Annotated in this window: 13 protein-coding genes, 1 pseudogene and 2 other annotated features; of the genes and pseudogenes, 11 read left to right on the top strand and 3 right to left on the bottom strand. The window is 36.2% G+C overall.

Going from position 1 to position 16,960, the window contains the following annotated elements; genetic code table 11:
• Window positions 1-60: 60 nt before the first annotated feature.
• Window positions 61-498, bottom strand: coding sequence for a YflT domain-containing protein (locus tag FQ087_RS19335; protein WP_149582243.1), 438 nt, complete (start codon window positions 496-498; stop codon window positions 61-63).
• Window positions 499-795: 297 nt separating this feature from the next.
• On the opposite strand from FQ087_RS19335, the pseudogene FQ087_RS23160 reads away from it, so the two are divergent.
• The 3 genes and pseudogenes from FQ087_RS23160 to FQ087_RS19320 all read left to right on the top strand — a co-directional run.
• Window positions 796-894, top strand: a pseudogene (locus tag FQ087_RS23160) (NUDIX hydrolase); the annotation flags it as partial.
• 813 nt (window positions 895-1,707) lie between these two features.
• Window positions 1,708-2,136 carry a FosM family fosfomycin resistance protein gene (gene fosM, locus FQ087_RS19325; RefSeq protein ID WP_370456095.1) on the top strand — a complete coding sequence of 143 codons (429 nt, stop codon included), beginning with the start codon at window positions 1,708-1,710 and terminating at the stop codon, window positions 2,134-2,136.
• Window positions 2,137-2,316: 180 nt separating this feature from the next.
• Window positions 2,317-3,147: a GNAT family N-acetyltransferase gene (locus FQ087_RS19320; RefSeq protein WP_149582241.1), complete on the top strand. Its 831-nt coding sequence runs from the start codon at window positions 2,317-2,319 to the stop codon at window positions 3,145-3,147.
• A 259-nt stretch (window positions 3,148-3,406) separates the two neighbouring features.
• Here the strand turns inward: FQ087_RS19320 and FQ087_RS19315 are convergent, their stop codons facing one another.
• Window positions 3,407-5,446, bottom strand: a complete 2,040-nt coding sequence (locus FQ087_RS19315) for a carbohydrate-binding domain-containing protein (protein WP_149582240.1) — start codon at window positions 5,444-5,446, stop codon at window positions 3,407-3,409.
• Window positions 5,447-6,093: 647 nt separating this feature from the next.
• On the opposite strand from FQ087_RS19315, the gene FQ087_RS19310 reads away from it, so the two are divergent.
• The 4 genes from FQ087_RS19310 (at window position 6,094) to FQ087_RS19295 (ending at window position 10,425) form a co-directional block, all read left to right on the top strand.
• On the top strand, window positions 6,094-7,056 hold the full coding sequence (locus tag FQ087_RS19310; RefSeq protein WP_149582239.1) for a helix-turn-helix transcriptional regulator: 963 nt from the start codon (window positions 6,094-6,096) through the stop codon (window positions 7,054-7,056).
• A 75-nt stretch (window positions 7,057-7,131) separates the two neighbouring features.
• A complete protein-coding gene (locus FQ087_RS19305; protein ID WP_149582238.1) occupies window positions 7,132-7,764 on the top strand; it encodes a type 1 glutamine amidotransferase family protein in 633 nt (210 codons plus the stop codon).
• Window positions 7,765-8,447: 683 nt separating this feature from the next.
• On the top strand, window positions 8,448-9,134 hold the full coding sequence (locus tag FQ087_RS19300) for a response regulator transcription factor (RefSeq protein ID WP_149582237.1): 687 nt from the start codon (window positions 8,448-8,450) through the stop codon (window positions 9,132-9,134).
• Window positions 9,127-10,425: a sensor histidine kinase gene (locus FQ087_RS19295; RefSeq protein WP_149582236.1), complete on the top strand. Its 1,299-nt coding sequence runs from the start codon at window positions 9,127-9,129 to the stop codon at window positions 10,423-10,425. The genes FQ087_RS19300 and FQ087_RS19295 overlap by 8 nt, the downstream gene beginning before the upstream one ends.
• 400 nt (window positions 10,426-10,825) lie before the next feature.
• Here the strand turns inward: FQ087_RS19295 and FQ087_RS19285 are convergent, their stop codons facing one another.
• Window positions 10,826-12,187: a sodium-dependent transporter gene (locus tag FQ087_RS19285; RefSeq protein ID WP_149582365.1), complete on the bottom strand. Its 1,362-nt coding sequence runs from the start codon at window positions 12,185-12,187 to the stop codon at window positions 10,826-10,828.
• An 83-nt stretch (window positions 12,188-12,270) separates the two neighbouring features.
• Window positions 12,271-12,505 (bottom strand) — a binding site (T-box leader).
• A gap of 199 nt (window positions 12,506-12,704) precedes the next feature.
• Window positions 12,705-12,938, top strand: a binding site (T-box leader).
• A 105-nt stretch (window positions 12,939-13,043) separates the two neighbouring features.
• On the opposite strand from FQ087_RS19285, the gene FQ087_RS19280 reads away from it, so the two are divergent.
• The 4 genes from FQ087_RS19280 to FQ087_RS19265 all read left to right on the top strand — a co-directional run bounded on the left by FQ087_RS19280 (window position 13,044) and on the right by FQ087_RS19265 (window position 16,948).
• Entirely contained in the window at window positions 13,044-14,402 is a 1,359-nt protein-coding gene (locus FQ087_RS19280) for an amino acid permease (RefSeq protein ID WP_149582235.1), read from the top strand.
• A 667-nt stretch (window positions 14,403-15,069) separates the two neighbouring features.
• Complete coding sequence (locus FQ087_RS19275; RefSeq protein WP_149582234.1) at window positions 15,070-15,387, top strand: ribonuclease E inhibitor RraB; 318 nt, start codon at window positions 15,070-15,072, stop codon at window positions 15,385-15,387.
• Window positions 15,388-15,475: 88 nt separating this feature from the next.
• Window positions 15,476-16,135, top strand: coding sequence for a hypothetical protein (locus FQ087_RS19270; RefSeq protein ID WP_149582233.1), 660 nt, complete (start codon window positions 15,476-15,478; stop codon window positions 16,133-16,135).
• Between the two features lie 63 nt (window positions 16,136-16,198).
• Window positions 16,199-16,948 carry a DUF695 domain-containing protein gene (locus FQ087_RS19265; protein WP_188006826.1) on the top strand — a complete coding sequence of 250 codons (750 nt, stop codon included), beginning with the start codon at window positions 16,199-16,201 and terminating at the stop codon, window positions 16,946-16,948.
• The last annotated feature ends 12 nt before the right edge of the window (window positions 16,949-16,960 follow it).

Genomic DNA, 16,960 nt, shown 5'->3' with positions numbered 1-16,960 from the left:
GACTTTTAGCTAACATCACCGCGTGTTATTTATGCAAACATGGGACCATTCAATCTGCACTTACTCTTTGGGATGAAGAAATACTAAGAATTTCCCATTCTGAGCGTCATTATAGTAGCGTTCAGCTTCATCATTAGGTACTCCAATTTCCATAAGAGCATGCTTTAGTCCGCCAGCACCAGAGTTGGCCCCTACGACTGCACCTCCAATTGTTGCAATAATAGGACCTGCAGCCAACGCAAAACCAAATCCGGGAATCAATATAGTGGATAATCCTGCTATCACGCCAGCTATGCCAATCGCTCCTCCAGTTACAGCTCCAGCAATGGCTCCATCCTTGGTGGAGGGTTTTACTTCCTGTGTGATTGCAGATAGTTTATTTATATTTTTAGCAATAACTGAAATTTCCTCAATTTTATAGCCTTTCTCTTTTAAATCTTCAACAACTTCAGCCGCTTGTTGTTCATTATCGTATACACCAATAATATGATTCTTCATTAAAAAATACCTCCTGTTTGCTTCAACTAAGTATTCTTTACCCGTTTTTTTGTTTTTCTAGACATATTTCACCTTCAAGCTTTATTTTTTTAGAATTCGACTCCCTATTTTGCAGTTCCCGGAAAGTTGCTTTTTTAGCTCTTTCATTGCAAACTCTGCCATTACTGGTAGCGGTGAATTACTCCGACAAAATCTTTGGATGCACGTCACAATGCATCCGATTCTTTAAATTACTTTTTATTCACCCTACGTAGTTGCTCTATAAAATCGGGGAGATCTATTATATTTTGCTGTTAAATTAAGGTGTCAGCTACAACTAATGTACTCAACGACAAAAAGGGAATTCCGCTAATTAAAGGTCCTAAGAGAGGTTGGGGAATTCCAGGTGGGTCTCTGTAAGACGCTGCAATATGGGAAACTAAAATGGAATAAACATTTGATTTTGTATTTTGTAAACCTATGATAAAATAAGTTAGAATATTATAACTTTTATAGTTTGTAGAGGGGAAAAATGGATGCATCATTCATACTTTTTTCATCTTTTTCAATCCTTTTTCGCACTTTTGAAATGGGATGGATAATATTTTCCATTACAGTCTTTATAGGTCATTTATTAATAGACTATGTAGGAAATGGTGTAGCTTTACTATCTCCATAAATAAGGTGGACAACTGGAAATTCTTCAGTTTTAGGTTCAGATCCCAATATTGAACGTGTGAGAATAGTAGAAGATTTAAAAACAATTCAGATACGATAACTGAATGATTAGATGCATGTAAAAAAGAGTTATTTACTAGAATCAATTTCACAATTACTTATTTCTTGTGTAAAGACGAACAATATAATTCATCTATCAATTCATTGTCCGTCAATATTTCGGACTACTCTCGTTGATTGTAGCGGAAGGTGGCGACTCCTGCGGGAACAGCGCGAGCTGAAGACCCCACAGGAAGAGACGTCACGTAGGACGGCTTTTGCGACCAAAAGCGAAGCGTTGGGAGCAGTGGATGTAAAATTTCTGCGAAAGGCGCAGAAATTATTACAAATCGAACCCTGCGCTGTTCGATTGGCTGAAGCCGTGCCCGCGGAAAGCGTCCACATGAAGCGAAAATCAACATTGTTCGTTTTCCCCGCTTCATAACCCTATTATGAAATTAATCACTAATAGGGAAATTTAATTGAATAAGTTACTTTAATAATTTCGAGGTGATGTTGTTGTTTTTAAAAGGGGTAAACCATTTTTTAATGTCCGTGTCTGATTTGGATAAATCCATAAAGTTCTACCAAGATGTATTTGAAGCTAAGTTACTGGTTAAAGGGACAAGTACTGCCTATTTTGATTTAAATGGTATATGGCTGGCTCTAAATTTGGAAAAGGAGATTCCCCGCAATGAAATAAGTAAATCATACACTCACGTAGCTTTTTCAGTTGAAGAGGCAGAATTAGATAGTATATATAACAAGTTAGAGAAATTGGGTGTAAATATTTTAACTGGGCGCCCAAGAGATGAAAAGGATAAGAAATCTATTTATTTCACTGATCCTGATGGACATAAGTTTGAATTTCATACTGGTACTTTGCTGGACAGAATAGATTATTACAAAAAGGAAAAACCACATATGGAATTTTATGATTAGATAACATTTTCCGCAAATGGTTGTAATCCTTAAATAAGTGGCTGTGCTAAAAATGGGCCATATTGTCGAAGCTCAGGTTTGTTTGTTTAGTGAAGAGAAGTACTTAAACTAAAAAAGCAGGATTTTAAAAAAGAAAAGATTCCTGAATTAGTTAATTTGGGACGGATAAGGAGGTAACTAATGATTTTAGAATTAAAAAAGTCTGAATTCTACAAGTGTAGAGATTTGCTATATGAGCAAGGTCAAATAGAAGCTAAAGCGGTAGTCGAAGGAGTAAATCCTGGACGTATTTTTGTAGATGATATTGAATCTCCTGTTTCGGGATTTATTTGGTTAGGTAATAACGACGGTTTTCTCTTTATTGGAGACGAAAGAAACGAAGGGTTCAATTCGGAATTAAATCATTTTATTGATACAGTAATCATTCCAGAAGCAAGGAAGGTAGGGTTAACTTGGTTTGAGGGTATTGGTAATCATAATAAGTGGGATAAGACTATTAAAAAGGTGTTTGAAAACCGCAATTTAGGAAGTTGGAATCAGAGGGTTTATACATTACAAAAAAACGATTATAAAGGCAACTTCGAACTTACTATTGAAGAAGGATATAATATTGTCAAAATTAGTGAAATACTATTTATAAACAGTGATAAATCAATTGGAAATATTGAGTTTTTACATTCCAAAATAGTAGAGTTCTGGTCTTCGCCGGAGAGGTTCTTTAATGAAGGCGTTGGTTACGTTGTAGTTTGTAAAAATAAAATTGTAAGTGTCTGTTTTTCAGGTTTTGTAGTTGATAATGTACATTGTATTGATATTGAAACCTTGGAAGAGCATCAAGGTAAAAAGTTAGCACAAAAAGTAGCCATAACTTTTGTGGAATATTGTTTGGAAAATAATCTTGTGCCGTATTGGGATTGTATGGAGTCTAACAAGCCTTCAATTGCGGTTGCGGAGAATATAGGATTCAGAAATGTATTTAACTATATAGGATATGACTTTAAGTTTGAGTGATTTTTATTTCAACTATAGGGCGTATTTCCAGAGTAAGCAACTAGATTGTGGCAGATCAGCAGAGTAAAGTAAAGAGACAGCAGTTGTCTCCAAGAATGAATTTTCCAATGTATTAAGCAGGAAATAACTACAAACATTGATATAACAATAAAAAGAAGGGACTAAAACCCTGACGGTTTTAGTCCCTTTTCTATTGTTTTTAAATGGTTTGCACCTCTGTAGAGAACCAGTTAAATTAATACATAGACCTTTTTATATTTCATTTTCCTTCTGGCTCTGTAGCTTCGGGAGCTTCCATTCCTTCTGGTGGCTCCATACCCTCGGGAACTTCCATCCCTTCTGGTGGTTCCATACCTTGGGGAGCTTTCATCCCTTCTGGTCGCTCCATACCTTCGGGTGCTCCCATTCCACCTGGACCTCCCATACCATCAGGACCAGAAGTTTTTGCAGTGGTGATTCCAGTTTCATCAAGCCATGTAATGGTGTCGGAAATTGTGAATTCGACTACTTTCGTGCCGTCTTGATAGTCACCAACTTCAAAAAGACCATCACTTGCTTTACCAGACGTTGTCCCTCCTGAGTAAAGGGTATAGGATGCATCTTTCGTTAGTTTTGGCGAACTAATGACGACCGATTGATAGTCTTTTTCGGGCGCAAATGTCACAATTTCATTTCCTTCGCTATCTTCTAGAAGCAGTGTGGTTCCTGCAGATTGTGTCTTCGGATAAGTCATCAAGATCGTATGTTGAGATGAGTCTTCTGAAGTGGCCATCGCCATACCAGAACTTCCGGCAGCGATGAGAACTCCGCCACTTATTTCAAAGTCTTCGTCATAATCCAAAGCACCATTGCCATTATTTGTAGGTCCATTAACGATCACGGTACCGCCTGTCATGGATATGGAACCATTTGAATCGAGTCCATCGCCGGCTGCATCGACATAAACATAGCCACCATTTATTGAAAGCAGTGGATCTTCTGCTTGTTCAGTAGTCGTGTTAGAATTTTCGTCGGCTTCGCTAATGTTTATGCCATCATCAGTTGCTTTAACATGAATTTTCCCGTCTAAGATTGTGATGGAATTAGCTTCTATCCCTTCATTACTCTTTGTGATGTCGATACTTCCGCCTTCGATAAGAATGGATTTATCAGCATGAATTCCATCATCGCCGGAAGCCACTTTCAAATCGCCGCCAATTATGTTGACGGAGTTGTTGCTGTGTATCGCATCATCTAATGAATCCAGTTCAAAGCTTCCTCCGCCAATTGCCACTTCTACATTTGCCTTAAGCCCTTTGCCACTTGATGTCTCAGAGCTAGCGTCAGTTGTGCTTGTTTTCGTTTCTCCTGGGGTAGGCCGACCCATTTCAGCATTCGCTATTTTTTCAGGACTGCCGCCTCCAGATGAAATGTTGAAATTTCCGTCTGCGATCAGAAGTGAAGTCTCAGCCTGAATGCCATCATCAGCTGCCTTGATATCAAAACTTCCTCCTTCAATGGCAATGATCCCTTTTGCAGCATCTGTGTCATTCGTGGACTTCATACCGTCGCCACTCGCTTCGATACTGATAGTGCCACCTTTAACAGCAAGGAGATCTTTTCCCTTTAATCCATCATCAACTGAATTAATTTGGATTGTTCCTCCTGTAATTTTCAATTGGTCTTTACTGGCGATTCCGTCGTTGTAATTGCCTTGCACGACTAGTTTACCACTGCCGTTTATGGTGAGATCGTCTTTGCTGAATAACGCTGCATTCGGCTCATCTTCCTCTGAATTCTCATAAACATATTTTGCTCCATCGGATAAAACATTTTCAGTTCCTTCTTCTAATGAAACAATGGTTTTTTCTGCTTGTTGCACGTAGATTGCTGAAGTAGAGGAAGAATGAATTTCTGCACCATTCAAAACGAGCCGAACGATGTCTTTGTCTTCTGTGTCCACAATGATTTGTCCGTCATCCAGCTGTCCTTGGATTGTATACACGCCTGAAGATTTTATCGTGATGATGCTCTTGTCGATGACGACTCCGCCATCACCTTCAAAGCTGGCACCACTTCCATTCAACTGAATAGACGTTTCGTTTTCCCAATCACCGTAAAAGTCTTCATCGGAATAGGTTACATGCTCGCTAATAACACTAGCTATTTCTTGATTGCCAATCGTAATTAAGCTCTCGTTTTTTGCAGTAGTGTCATTAGTGATACTTACCTTTTCTGAATCATTGCTGCAAGCAAACAAAGATGCGGTGCACATAAGAGTGGCGGCTACCTTTATAAATTTAGAATTTTGTTTTTTCATCATAAGCTCCTTCTTGCAAATGAAATTTCATCCATTTTTTAGATGATGTTTTGCTATGAAGCTTATTATTCAGTACGAACCTTAAACGAAGCTTAAAAAAGGCATTTTAGATTAAATAACGGATTCGGTTGATGGGGAGAAAACAGTAAATAGCAGTCTAATTGGGGACATAATTCACATATGAATTGGTGTCTCCTTTTTTGTTCTCATATCAATGCTTTAAGGGGTTTAATAAATGAATTGGCACGACAATTAACAAACGAATTGAAACAACCGCATAAATTTATGCGGTGTTAGTAAAACCAGTGCTAAAATGGTTGCGAATTGATATGCTAAAAGTAATTCGTAACACTAATTTCTTGAATGATATTGAAGTTTTTATGTTAATCTAACTATAGATTGTTAAAGAATTGGAATTATTCTTTATTCAACAAACGGGCCAAATTGTAGAATAAAGCAGTTGATGAGTTAAACTAAAAAACAGGAAATTGATTGTGAAAAATAATGCTTAAACTAACAAGTTATAAAGCCTAATTCAACAAAAGAAGTTGAAATTAAATGACAGATACAATGAAATTTCCTTATGGCTAATTAAAAAATATAAACTTGTATAATAGAAAATAAACTCCATAAAGAGGTGGATTTCTATGGCTAAAGTTGACAATTCACTTGCAATTCTATGGATGCTTAGTTCAGGTGAAAAAGTTACTGCAAAACAAATTTCGGAAAAGTTGGAGGTGAATATTAGAACTGTATATCGTTATATTGATTCACTTTCAATAAGTGGTGTACCTATAATTTCAGACGCGGGACATAATGGTGGATACACTTTATTGAACAATTTTATCGAAGCCCCTCTTTTTTTTGATTTTGAAGAGCAAACCTCACTATTTCACGCTGCTATTTTTGCAGAAGAAGCAGGGTATTATGGAGGTGAAGCACTAGATAGGGCTATTTCGAAGCTAGGTAAATACTCGAATCAAGAGCAAGAATCAAAGATAAACCAACATTTAACCAGTCTTGAAGTAATATGTCGATTAAGTTCGCTCACTATGGAACCTTTTTTGAATGAGTTGGAGCAAGCGGTATCCGATGGATTCTCTGTAAAAATTCTATACCATAAAAGTGGCGCAGAGCAATTAAAGTATAGATTGGTAGATCCGTATAAAATTATTTATTGGAATAATAAGTGGTATATGATTGGGTTCTGTCATCTCAGGAATGATATCCGTAGTTTTAGGGTAGATCGAATGGAAAGCCTAACACTAACCGAAGATAAGTTTCGCCAACCAGAAAACTTTTCAGCACGTGAATTTTTTATGGGAAATCTTCTTCCTTCTATAAAAGATAAGGAAGGGATTATTTCTTTGGTTATTAATGGAGATAAAAGGGTATTGGGTGATATTTGCCAACATTGGTTTTTGGGACATTATTTACAAGAGCTGACCTCAAATCAAGCAGTATTTCATCTTGAAAAAGATATGATGCATACATACGTACCTAATTTACTTTTGCCGTACGGTAAATCTATTCGAGTTATTGAGCCAATTAGTCTTAAGAAAAGACTGATTGAAGTTTTGTCGGAATTAATAAAGTTTCATCAAATTTGATAACTTCACTGACGCTAGATGTCAGTGAAGTTATGTTATATTTGGCTATATTAATTGTGATTGGAGTGTTATTGGATGCAAACAAAGAAAGCTTTTCTTTATGTATTTAATACAATGTCAGACTGGGAATATGGATATTTAATTGCTGAACTAAACTCAGGAAGATATTTTAAAAAGGATTTAGCACCTTTAAAAGTAATTACAGTAGGAGCTAATAAAGAAATTATTACTACGATGGGAGGGTTGAGTATAAAACCGGATATTTCCATTGATGAGTGTGTTCTTGAGGGAATGGATCTCTTAATTTTACCTGGAGGAAGTACTTGGGGGGAAGATATTCATCTACCTATCTTGGGGAGGGTTGGAGATGCTTTAGAGCTCGGCACTATTGTTGCTGCTATTTGTGGTGCAACTGAGGGACTGGCAAATACCGGATACCTAGATTCCAGAAAGCATACAAGCAATGACTTAGAGTATATTAAAATGGTCTGTCCTAATTATAATGGAGAAAAATTTTATGAGATGGGGCCTGTAGTAGCTGGCGAGAATTTGGTTACTGCATCAGGAGTAGCTCCTTTGGAATTTGCGATGGAAGTAATGAAAAAATTAGATGTATTTGCACCAGATACATTGCATTCATGGTATAACCTAAATAAGACTCACAAACCTGAATACTTCTTCCAATTAATGAATTCGATAAGTAGATGAACTAAAAAAACAACCCGGCAATTTTTAACCTGTTTGGTTTAGAATTTATTTTTGCTCACTATCTATATTCATTAATTAGCATCGCATTTTGCGATGCTTTTCCATTTTTAAAAGGTTTTTACTTGTCATTTAACTTGCAAATTCGTTATCTGAACCTATGCTAATTAAGTTGTTATTTCCATTTCTTTTTTGCGTTTTCCTCCCCGTCAACCGAACCCGTTTTAAATTAAAGTTTGCTTTTATTACAATTGGTCCTATAATCTATCGTAACGATAGCAATCACGCCTCGGCGTGATTGCGTCCAGATTTTGAATTGCGCTTGAGGCCTACAGGATGTAGGTTATGCAGTCATTGCGACAGGATGTCGCGAACTTAGACTGCCTTCCTTAACTCCCTTCAAAATCTGTGACATCCGCCGGAGGCTTAGGCCTGCACGATGCAGGTCATGCAGGCGTTGCCACAGGACGTGGCGACCTTAGCCTGCGTTCTACTATTCAGCTGGGGTTTGAACCCCCACTGAATTTGAAGGCATATCTAGTATTCATCTCACCACTAAGGAGAAATGGAACTTAATTTCTCCCTATAGAAGTGGGGGACTTCTGTAGCTGACGCTTCGCTTTCAGTACAAACACATTTTTTGAATTAAGTTAATACGTTGATAAATGATACGAGGGGGGCACTGTATGAAATTACTCATCATTGAAGATGACATGTATCTCTCTGAATCAATATGTGAAACAACAAAGGAAATGTTCGAAACTGAGCAGGCTTTCGATGGAGAGGAAGGACTGTTTCTTGCACAGCAAGATATTTTCGATGTCATTATTTTAGATATCATGCTTCCGTATATGAACGGTTATGAGGTATTAGAAAATTTAAGAAAGCAAAATATCACGACACCTGTCATCATGCTGACAGCCAAAGATGGAATTGATGACAAGATTAAGGGTTTTAAAATGGGAGCAGACGACTATTTAGTGAAACCATTCCATCGAGAAGAACTATTAGTGCGGCTAGAGGCAATGGTAAGGAGATCCGGAGGTTTATTTAAGGAAAATGTTCTAACTTTTAAGGAACTACATTTGAATATCAAAAATAAAACCGCGGAAATTAATGGGGAAGCACTTAAGTTGAATGGGAAACAATTTGATTTACTGGAGTATTTGATAAACAATAAAAACGCTATTTTGACCAAGGAACAGATTTTTGATCGAATATGGGGATTTGAGTCTGATACTTCTACTACAGTTGTAGAGGTGTACGCCAGTAATTTACGAAAAAGTCTCAAGAAGTTTGAGTATGATCAATATATCAAAACCTTTCGTGGGTTAGGTTATATGCTGGAAGACCATGGTGAGGGGAATGTTTAATAAACTAATTTTCAAGAAACAGCAGCTGAAATTTATGATTTTCAACTTAATCGCTTTTACTGTGATTTTCACGATCTTTAGTATTATCATTTTCGGCCAAGTTCAAAATACATTATTTTCAAAGACAGACGATGAGCTGTTATTATTTAAAGAAATGATGACAGATAACAATCCAAAGGGGTTACGGCTGCCTCCTAAAGTTGGAGACTTAGACGAGACTGTACCTAATGACGAGAGACGGAAAAATCCGTCAAATCCTAGGATAATTGTCATGCATTGGGATAACGCGGGAAATATACGTAATGAAAATGAAATCGGAACCTTATTTTACGAAAACTATCTAAAAGAGTATAAGCTGGATAAAACAAATATGGACAAGATTACAATGACGAAAATCAATGATCTGTATCACTTTAGATATATTCTTTTTGAAGACCATAATGATGAGGATGAAATTGCCTACACACAGCTGATGATCAACGTGGATGCTGAACAAACCATCATTTCCAACTTTGAGAAACTGTTCATTATCTGGTCGGTAATCTTCATCGTCCTCTCTATTTCCGCTAGTTACATCTTATCTAAAAAGATGATGAAACCAATTATTCATTCTTGGAATAAGCAGGCGGAGTTTGTTGAAAATGCTTCACATGAACTCAGGACGCCTTTGACGATCATTCAAAATAAGCTGGAGCTTCTCCTAACGGCACCGCAAGAAAGAATTTCAGATAGGTTTGAAAATATAGCCCTAAGCTTGTCTGAAACAAGGCGGTTGTCCAAACTCACTTCGGATTTATTGACCTTGGCAAGAGCAGATTCGGCGGAAACACAGATTGTGAAGCAATCCATTCATATCGATACATTCATCCGAAGCGTATGTACGCCTTATAAGGAAATTGCTGAATCGCAGGATAAACATTTTTCGCTAAATTGTCAAAGCCCTTTTACTATAGAAGCAGATGAGACTCGGCTGCATCAACTGTTGGTAATTTTATTGGACAATGCTTTAAAATATACGAACGAAAACGATCGTATTCGTGTGAAAACATATGTCGAGGATCAGAAAGTTGCAATTGAAGTGAGTGATACGGGGATCGGTATCAAAGAAGAAAATATCCATTACATTTTCGATCGCTTTTACCGAGAAGACAAAGCCCGAACTAGGGAAACTGGAGGTATGGGATTAGGATTGTCTATCGCCCAGTGGATTGTATCGATGCACAATGGAACGATTAATGTAACAAGGAACCAGCATAAAGGAACCACTTTTATAGTGAAACTTCCAAAGTAAGAGATCACATTTTCGTGTAACTAGTTCTCTTTTGGGAGACATAACAAGTAAATGACAAATAAATAGGTATAGCTTTGAAATAAAGTTGCGATGTTTATAAAAAAGATACGATGTTTAAAATAAAGTCGCGATGAAATGCCCCTTTAGATTATAGTTGTCTAAAGGGGCGTTTTTTATGTCTAAACGAGCAAGAACATCTAAAAATGGAAAATGGATTAAAGAAGGTCGAGGCTCTGGTATTGGCGCGGATTATGGGTAGGTCGCCTTTTATCTAACTCATTTAGCTGCATCGAGGGACGGGAATCTTATTAATAATTACTTCAAGTGGTACCATGTGTTTGCAATGGACACCCAATTAATCATGACTTATTAAAAGACAGAAAGATAAATGTGAAGGCTATTAAAAGAACTCAATTATTTTATCAAGTATGCCAGTAATATCAAGAAATACGACGATAATTACTAAAGGAATAATGTACTTCATTATAAAAAACCATATAGTAAATGCAGAAGCCCCTAAACGAGAATGCTGTAATACTTCCTCCCGTAATGTGCTTTTGCTAATCTTACGTGTGACGAAAATTGAAATTAATAACACACCTAGAGGCATTAGAATATTACTAACTAAATAATCAGCGGCATCAAAAATATTTTTCGAGAAGATTAAAATATCAGCAAAAACACTATAGGATAATGCAGAGGGAATTCCTACTGCGAAAATTAAAGCACCAATAATAAATGAAAACTTTGTTCTCTTCGCTTCATTTCCTTTCACTACAGATGCTACAATAATTTCTAACATTGAAAAAGCTGAAGTTAATGTGGCAAATAAAAATAATGCTAAAAATCCTAATAAGAAAACTTCTCCAAACATAATTTGATCAAACACTGCAGGTAATACAACAAACAACAAACCAGGTCCTTCAGCCGGTTCTAAATCTAATGCAAAAACAGCTGGGAAGATTGCTAATCCTGCTAATAAAGCAATAAACAAATTCATTGTAACGATTGAAATAGCTGGTTGAATTAAGCTTTCTTTTTTAGAAAGATATGAACTATACGTAACCATAACGGATACTCCGACACTTAAGGAGAAAAAAGCTTGACCCATCGCATACAGAATCGTTTGGGAAGTGATACTCGAGAAATCAGGTGCTAAAAAGAATTTTACACCTTCCATAGCGTTATCGAGTGTAAGTGAACGAATGATTAGAATAAAAAAGAGTATAAATAAAGCGGGCATCAAAATTTTACTCACTTTTTCAATTCCATTTTTAATCCCTTTCGATACAACTAACACTGTAATAATCAAAAATGCAAATTGGGCGACAATGACCAAGATAGGATTTCCAATGGTTTCGTTAAAGACTAATGCATAATCTACACCCTCACTAATTATTCCACCAAACAAACCTTTTGCAAAATAGATAACAATCCAACCACCGATTACACTATAAAAAGACAATAATAGGAAACAGGTTAATACGCCCAACTTACCGATCCAATGCCAATTAGTAGTAGGAGCTAAACTACGATAGGCACTAACTGCTTCTTTTTGTGTACTTCTACCAATAACGAACTCTGCTAATAACAATGGAAAACCTATAAATAAAGAAAATAAGATGAATATAAGAAAGAATGCTCCTCCCCCATTTATACCCGTTACATAAGGAAGCTTCCATATTGCGCCTATTCCTATTGCAGATCCTGCTGCAGATAGAATAAATCCGATCTTCGATGACCACTGCTCTGTTGTTCGGATGATAATCAATCCAATCTCTTTTTATTATGTTCTGTCCTCTATAAAAAAAATGAAAGACAAAAAACCACATCTCTATCTTTAACGATAGGGACGTGGTTTTTTGTCTTTCACGCGGTACCACCCTAATTGGAAACAATACTTGTTTCCCACTTGATTAAAATAACGGTTTAATCCGTTCTATACTACTTAAAATAACCATGCAGTATAAAAAAAGCTCCAAGAATGAAATTCACCTAGTCTTTGTATCAGTTTGCACCAACCACTGATTCTCTATTAACAGGGAGACCGGCTTAATAGGGTTCTTGTCATCGCTCGTTTGATATTTAGATAATAAACGAAATTATAGTGTGAAAATATCTAAAGGTCAAGCTTTTTTTGTTTAGCGTTTAGAGAAACCTTGTCCAAACTTCGTATGATGCTTCAATTTTGAAGATTATTGTAGAATAAAAAATTGACAGAACTAAATCGAAAATGTAATATGTAATATATCAGTTAAAGATTATTAAATATAACTTTTTGAAACGCAAAGAGTAGGAGTAGTAAAAGCACATTATTTGGTTAAGAGAGCTGCGGGGTGGTGCAACGCAGTCCAATAATACTTTGAACTTGCCTAGGAGTGGTAAAGCAAATAGAACTGACGGCTATTCTATTTACTTTAACGATTAACCTTCGTTACAAGGTTTTAAAGTAGGGTTCATGGAGAACCAATTAGAGTGGTACCGCGGTTTGCAAAAAGCATATCGTCTCTTCTTTCATTTGATGATGAAGGAAGAGACGATATGCTTTTTTATCTACATTCATCTAAAGATGAATGTAGATAAAGCCTATGGCGTAATTGATTTTAGGGGGAAAAAAAATGGGGAACGACAACCAGAGATTACAGAGAACAATGACATCCCGTCATATTACCATGATGGCATTAGGTGGCGCCATTGGTGCAGGATTATTTAAAGGAAGCAGTGCAGCCATTGATATAGCAGGTCCATCAGTACTTATTGCGTACTTAATAGGTGGTATTATTCTGTTATTTGTTATGCAAGGTCTAGCGGAAATGGCGGTCCGCAATAGCGGTGCAAGAACCTTTAGAGATTTAGTACAATCGATACTAGGCAAGTACCCTGCATATTTTTTAGATTGGATTTATTGGAAGATGTGGGTTTTAAATATTGCAGCCGAATCGGTAGTTGCAGCTATTTTCATTCAGTATTGGTTGCCAGAGTATCCGATTTGGATACTAGCATTATCCGTTTCCATATTAGTTACAGTTGTTAACTTGTTGTCCGTAAAAGTTTTTGCAGAAACAGAATACTGGCTTGCGCTAATTAAAATTGCTGTTATTGTGGTGTTTATCATAGCTGGATTGGCGTTATTACTTGTGACATTTGGTAACCATACAGCTGTTGGTTTTTCTAATTTGACGGTTCATGGTGGATTCTTACCAAATGGACCAACGGGCTTAATTGCTGCAATGCTTGTTGTGATCTATTCTTACGGGGGTACTGAAATTATTGGTATTACGTTAGCTGAAACGAAAAATCCTGAAAAGGCTGTGCCAAAAGCTGTTCGCAGTACATTAGTACGAATTATTACCTTCTATTTATTGCCTTTCTTTATTATAGTTAGCTTGATTCCTTGGAATGAAGTAAACGGGGTATCAGAGAGTCCATTTGTAATGGTATTTAAAATGATTGGGATTCCAGGTGCTGACCATATTATGAATGCAGTTGTTATACTCGCGATTGTTTCATCTATGAACTCAGGTTTGTATGGTTCATCACGTGTGCTATATACACAAGCTGTGGACGGACGTATTCCTAAAATCTTTGCACATTTATCGAAAAAGAACGTTCCTGTTTATGCCATATTGATGTGTACGTTAGCTTTATATACGGGTGTAATTATTTCTTTATTTGCAGGAAGTAAGACCTTTGAATTCCTAATGGGTTCACTTGGATATACCGTATTATTTATTTGGTTAATCATTTCGATTGCTCATCTGAAATCGCGAAAAATCCAGCCACAAAAAACAAGTAGCTATGCAGTAAAATGGTTCCCTTATACGACTTGGGTAGCTATTATTGCTTTAAGCGCGATCCTTATTGGTATTATTTTTACAACATCTATTATCGTAACAGGCATTACATTAGCCATATATATCTTTATTACGTTAACTTACGTATATAAAGGTCGTTTTCATGAAGATGAAGCTAAATGAATCAATTTCAAAATAGGATTATTAAACGGGAAAAACGAACAATGTTAATTTCCGCTTCAGATGGACGCTTTCCGCGGGCACGGCTTCAGCCTCCTCGTCGTTTCACTCCTGCGGGGTCTTCAGCTCGCGCTGTTCCCGCAGGAGTCGCCATCTTCCGCTACAATCAACGAGAGTAGTCCGTAAAATTGACGGACAATGAATTGGTAAATGAACTATTTCGTTCGTCTTTATACATGAAATAAGTAATTGTGAAATTGATTCAAATAGAAAATAATTTAAACTATTTTTTATATGTATATTGGTTAACTAAAACTAACCAGATCAAACACTAAGCCTTACTTGTACTGTTTCTATTGGATTGCTGTAGATTGAACGACTTGGAGACATCTTGTTCGGTAATCGTATGGTGGCTGTTCATCCCTCGCTTTCCAACAGGTACACGAAGTACTAAAACTTTTTGGGAAGAGGGAATAGTGTGCTTCTTACATGGAGAGAAGCCTCCAAAGATACAATTTTGGAGGCTGAATCCTTCTCAGATGGATATAAGTATATTGGAAAGAGAAATATAAAAAGAAAACAGAAATCGGCAAAAGAACGAAGTAAACGCAATGTATGAAAGATGAACAAGTTGATAGATTATTAGCGCAAAAAGAAGAGGGGTTATTAAATGTTTCCGAATGATGAAGATGGGCAAGTGTTGAAATCGTTAAAAAAAGAAGGTGCTGATTTCAGTCAACGACATGATGTTGATTTTCATATTGCTTGTGCAGATGAAGACAGTTTACAAGCAACTTTAACTGTTCTACACCACAATGATTTTCAAGTAGAAGGGTTTTATGATGAAGAATACGATGATTGGGATTGTACTGTTCAGGTGAATATGTTGCTGGAATATCAACCAATTATGGATATGCAGGAAAAGTTAGATAAATTAGTCAAACCGTTCGATGCATACAGTGATGGCTGGGGAGTAATGATAGACTAATCAGGTAGAGTAGGGATTGTAAAATAAGGCCGTTCAAGCTGATTTGAACGGTCTTATTGAATTATAAATGTATATAGGATGTGTGGCTTTGGAAAAACAATTAATAACAATAAATGCACTACTATTTTCTTTATTGGAAACAACCAATCTAGAGGAAATTGAAGGTTTATTAGCAAAAATTATTGCAGTAGATGAAAGGAAATTAGAGGGTATCAAAATATCTAACATAAAAATAAAGGCGAAACCCCAACCGAAGTATAATAAAGAGATATACAGTGGTAGAATTTTCGAAATCTATTTAGAGGAAATTAAAATATTTGCTTATGGTGTTATTTTGAAAGGAAACTCATTAGAAGACAAATCTACTTATTTCCTTATAGGTTATTTAGAATATTTTACAGACTCTTCTATGGAATTAGAACAAATTTATGACGGGATATCAAGAAGAGAATTTTCAATGATTGCTTCAACAGGTTATTACAGTATTAGAAATTATCTGTGGAAACCTGTAGGTTATTATGAACCTTTGATTTTTAGTGAACGTGAACTAAACGATATTCCATATGTGGCTTCTTTTAACGAGGAACATTATTTAAGTATCGGCGATCCTTTGAAAGAAACATTTTTATGTGACCAAATAGATGGGGGGATGGCAGCAAAAAATAAAAATCCTATGGGGATTGTCGGCGATGTTGCAATAGAAAATATGCTTGTAGAAATTTATAATAATCAAGTTAATAATGATTAAATTTAAAGAATTAATATTTAATTTTTGCTTTTAAAAGGCAACTTCAGTGTGGAGGGGTTAAACGTGTCGGAAAATTGGGAAATATATTTTAGTGAATTTGAAGGACATGCTGCTACGATTTTAGTAGACATGGAAGTAACAGAGGAGATTGAAGTTAAAGAATTTCCAATTGCAATGGTGGTGAGACTATCATACAAAAATCCAGATATAAACGGTTTTCTGTATTTTGAGGAAGCACAAATTTTAGATGAGCTAGAAGCGCAGCTCAATGAGAAGCTAGAAAAGCATTCTATCATCACCCCAGGCCGAATTACATCAAATGGTGTAAGAGAGTATGTTTTTTATGCACAACAAAATGTCGTGGATGTTTTAATTTCCAATTGCGATGAGGTTTTTGGGCAAAAAGAATATGCTTTTGAGATTATTGAATTGCAAGAAGAGGAGCCATGGGAGTTTTATTTTAATGTATTATATCCAAATCAGTATGAACAGCAATATATCGGTAATCAGTGGTTAACAGGTCAACTAGAGGAACATGGAGATCGAGCGGAAGTGCCAAGAGAAATTACTCATATCCTTTACTTTAAAGACACTAAAGGGATGAAAAAGTTTTTAAAAGCTGTCAAAAAAGAAGGTTTTAGTCCAGATATGGATTCTCTTGAATTAAATGAAGATGGCTATTACACTTGCCTAATCAATCATACAGAAGCAGTAGAATTGCCAATCATAAATAGTGTGACAGATTATTTGATTACGATTGCTGAAAAGTATGAAGGTATATATGATGGTTGGGAAACGAGTGTTATAAAGTAGAATATTTATCAT

Source organism: Sporosarcina sp. ANT_H38 (genome assembly GCF_008369195.1).
In the GTDB taxonomy this organism is placed as follows: domain Bacteria; phylum Bacillota; class Bacilli; order Bacillales_A; family Planococcaceae; genus Sporosarcina.
The sequence above is the reverse complement of the archived record's forward strand: the minus strand, read 5'-3'. Positions and strand labels throughout refer to the sequence as shown.

What these genes read in the sequence shown, in the direction of transcription:
- FQ087_RS19295 (WP_149582236.1), top strand. Translation starts at nt 9,127, where the DNA reads ATGTTTAATAAACTAATTTTCAAGAAACAGCAGCTGAAATTTATGATT.
- FQ087_RS19280 (WP_149582235.1), top strand. Translation starts at nt 13,044, where the DNA reads ATGGGGAACGACAACCAGAGATTACAGAGAACAATGACATCCCGTCAT.
- FQ087_RS19310 (WP_149582239.1), top strand. Translation starts at nt 6,094, where the DNA reads ATGGCTAAAGTTGACAATTCACTTGCAATTCTATGGATGCTTAGTTCA.
- FQ087_RS19275 (WP_149582234.1), top strand. Translation starts at nt 15,070, where the DNA reads ATGTTTCCGAATGATGAAGATGGGCAAGTGTTGAAATCGTTAAAAAAA.
- FQ087_RS19300 (WP_149582237.1), top strand. Translation starts at nt 8,448, where the DNA reads ATGAAATTACTCATCATTGAAGATGACATGTATCTCTCTGAATCAATA.
- FQ087_RS19315 (WP_149582240.1), bottom strand. Translation starts at nt 5,446, where the DNA reads ATGAAAAAACAAAATTCTAAATTTATAAAGGTAGCCGCCACTCTTATG.
- FQ087_RS19335 (WP_149582243.1), bottom strand. Translation starts at nt 498, where the DNA reads ATGAAGAATCATATTATTGGTGTATACGATAATGAACAACAAGCGGCT.
- FQ087_RS19320 (WP_149582241.1), top strand. Translation starts at nt 2,317, where the DNA reads ATGATTTTAGAATTAAAAAAGTCTGAATTCTACAAGTGTAGAGATTTG.
- fosM (WP_370456095.1), top strand. Translation starts at nt 1,708, where the DNA reads ATGTTGTTGTTTTTAAAAGGGGTAAACCATTTTTTAATGTCCGTGTCT.
- FQ087_RS19305 (WP_149582238.1), top strand. Translation starts at nt 7,132, where the DNA reads ATGCAAACAAAGAAAGCTTTTCTTTATGTATTTAATACAATGTCAGAC.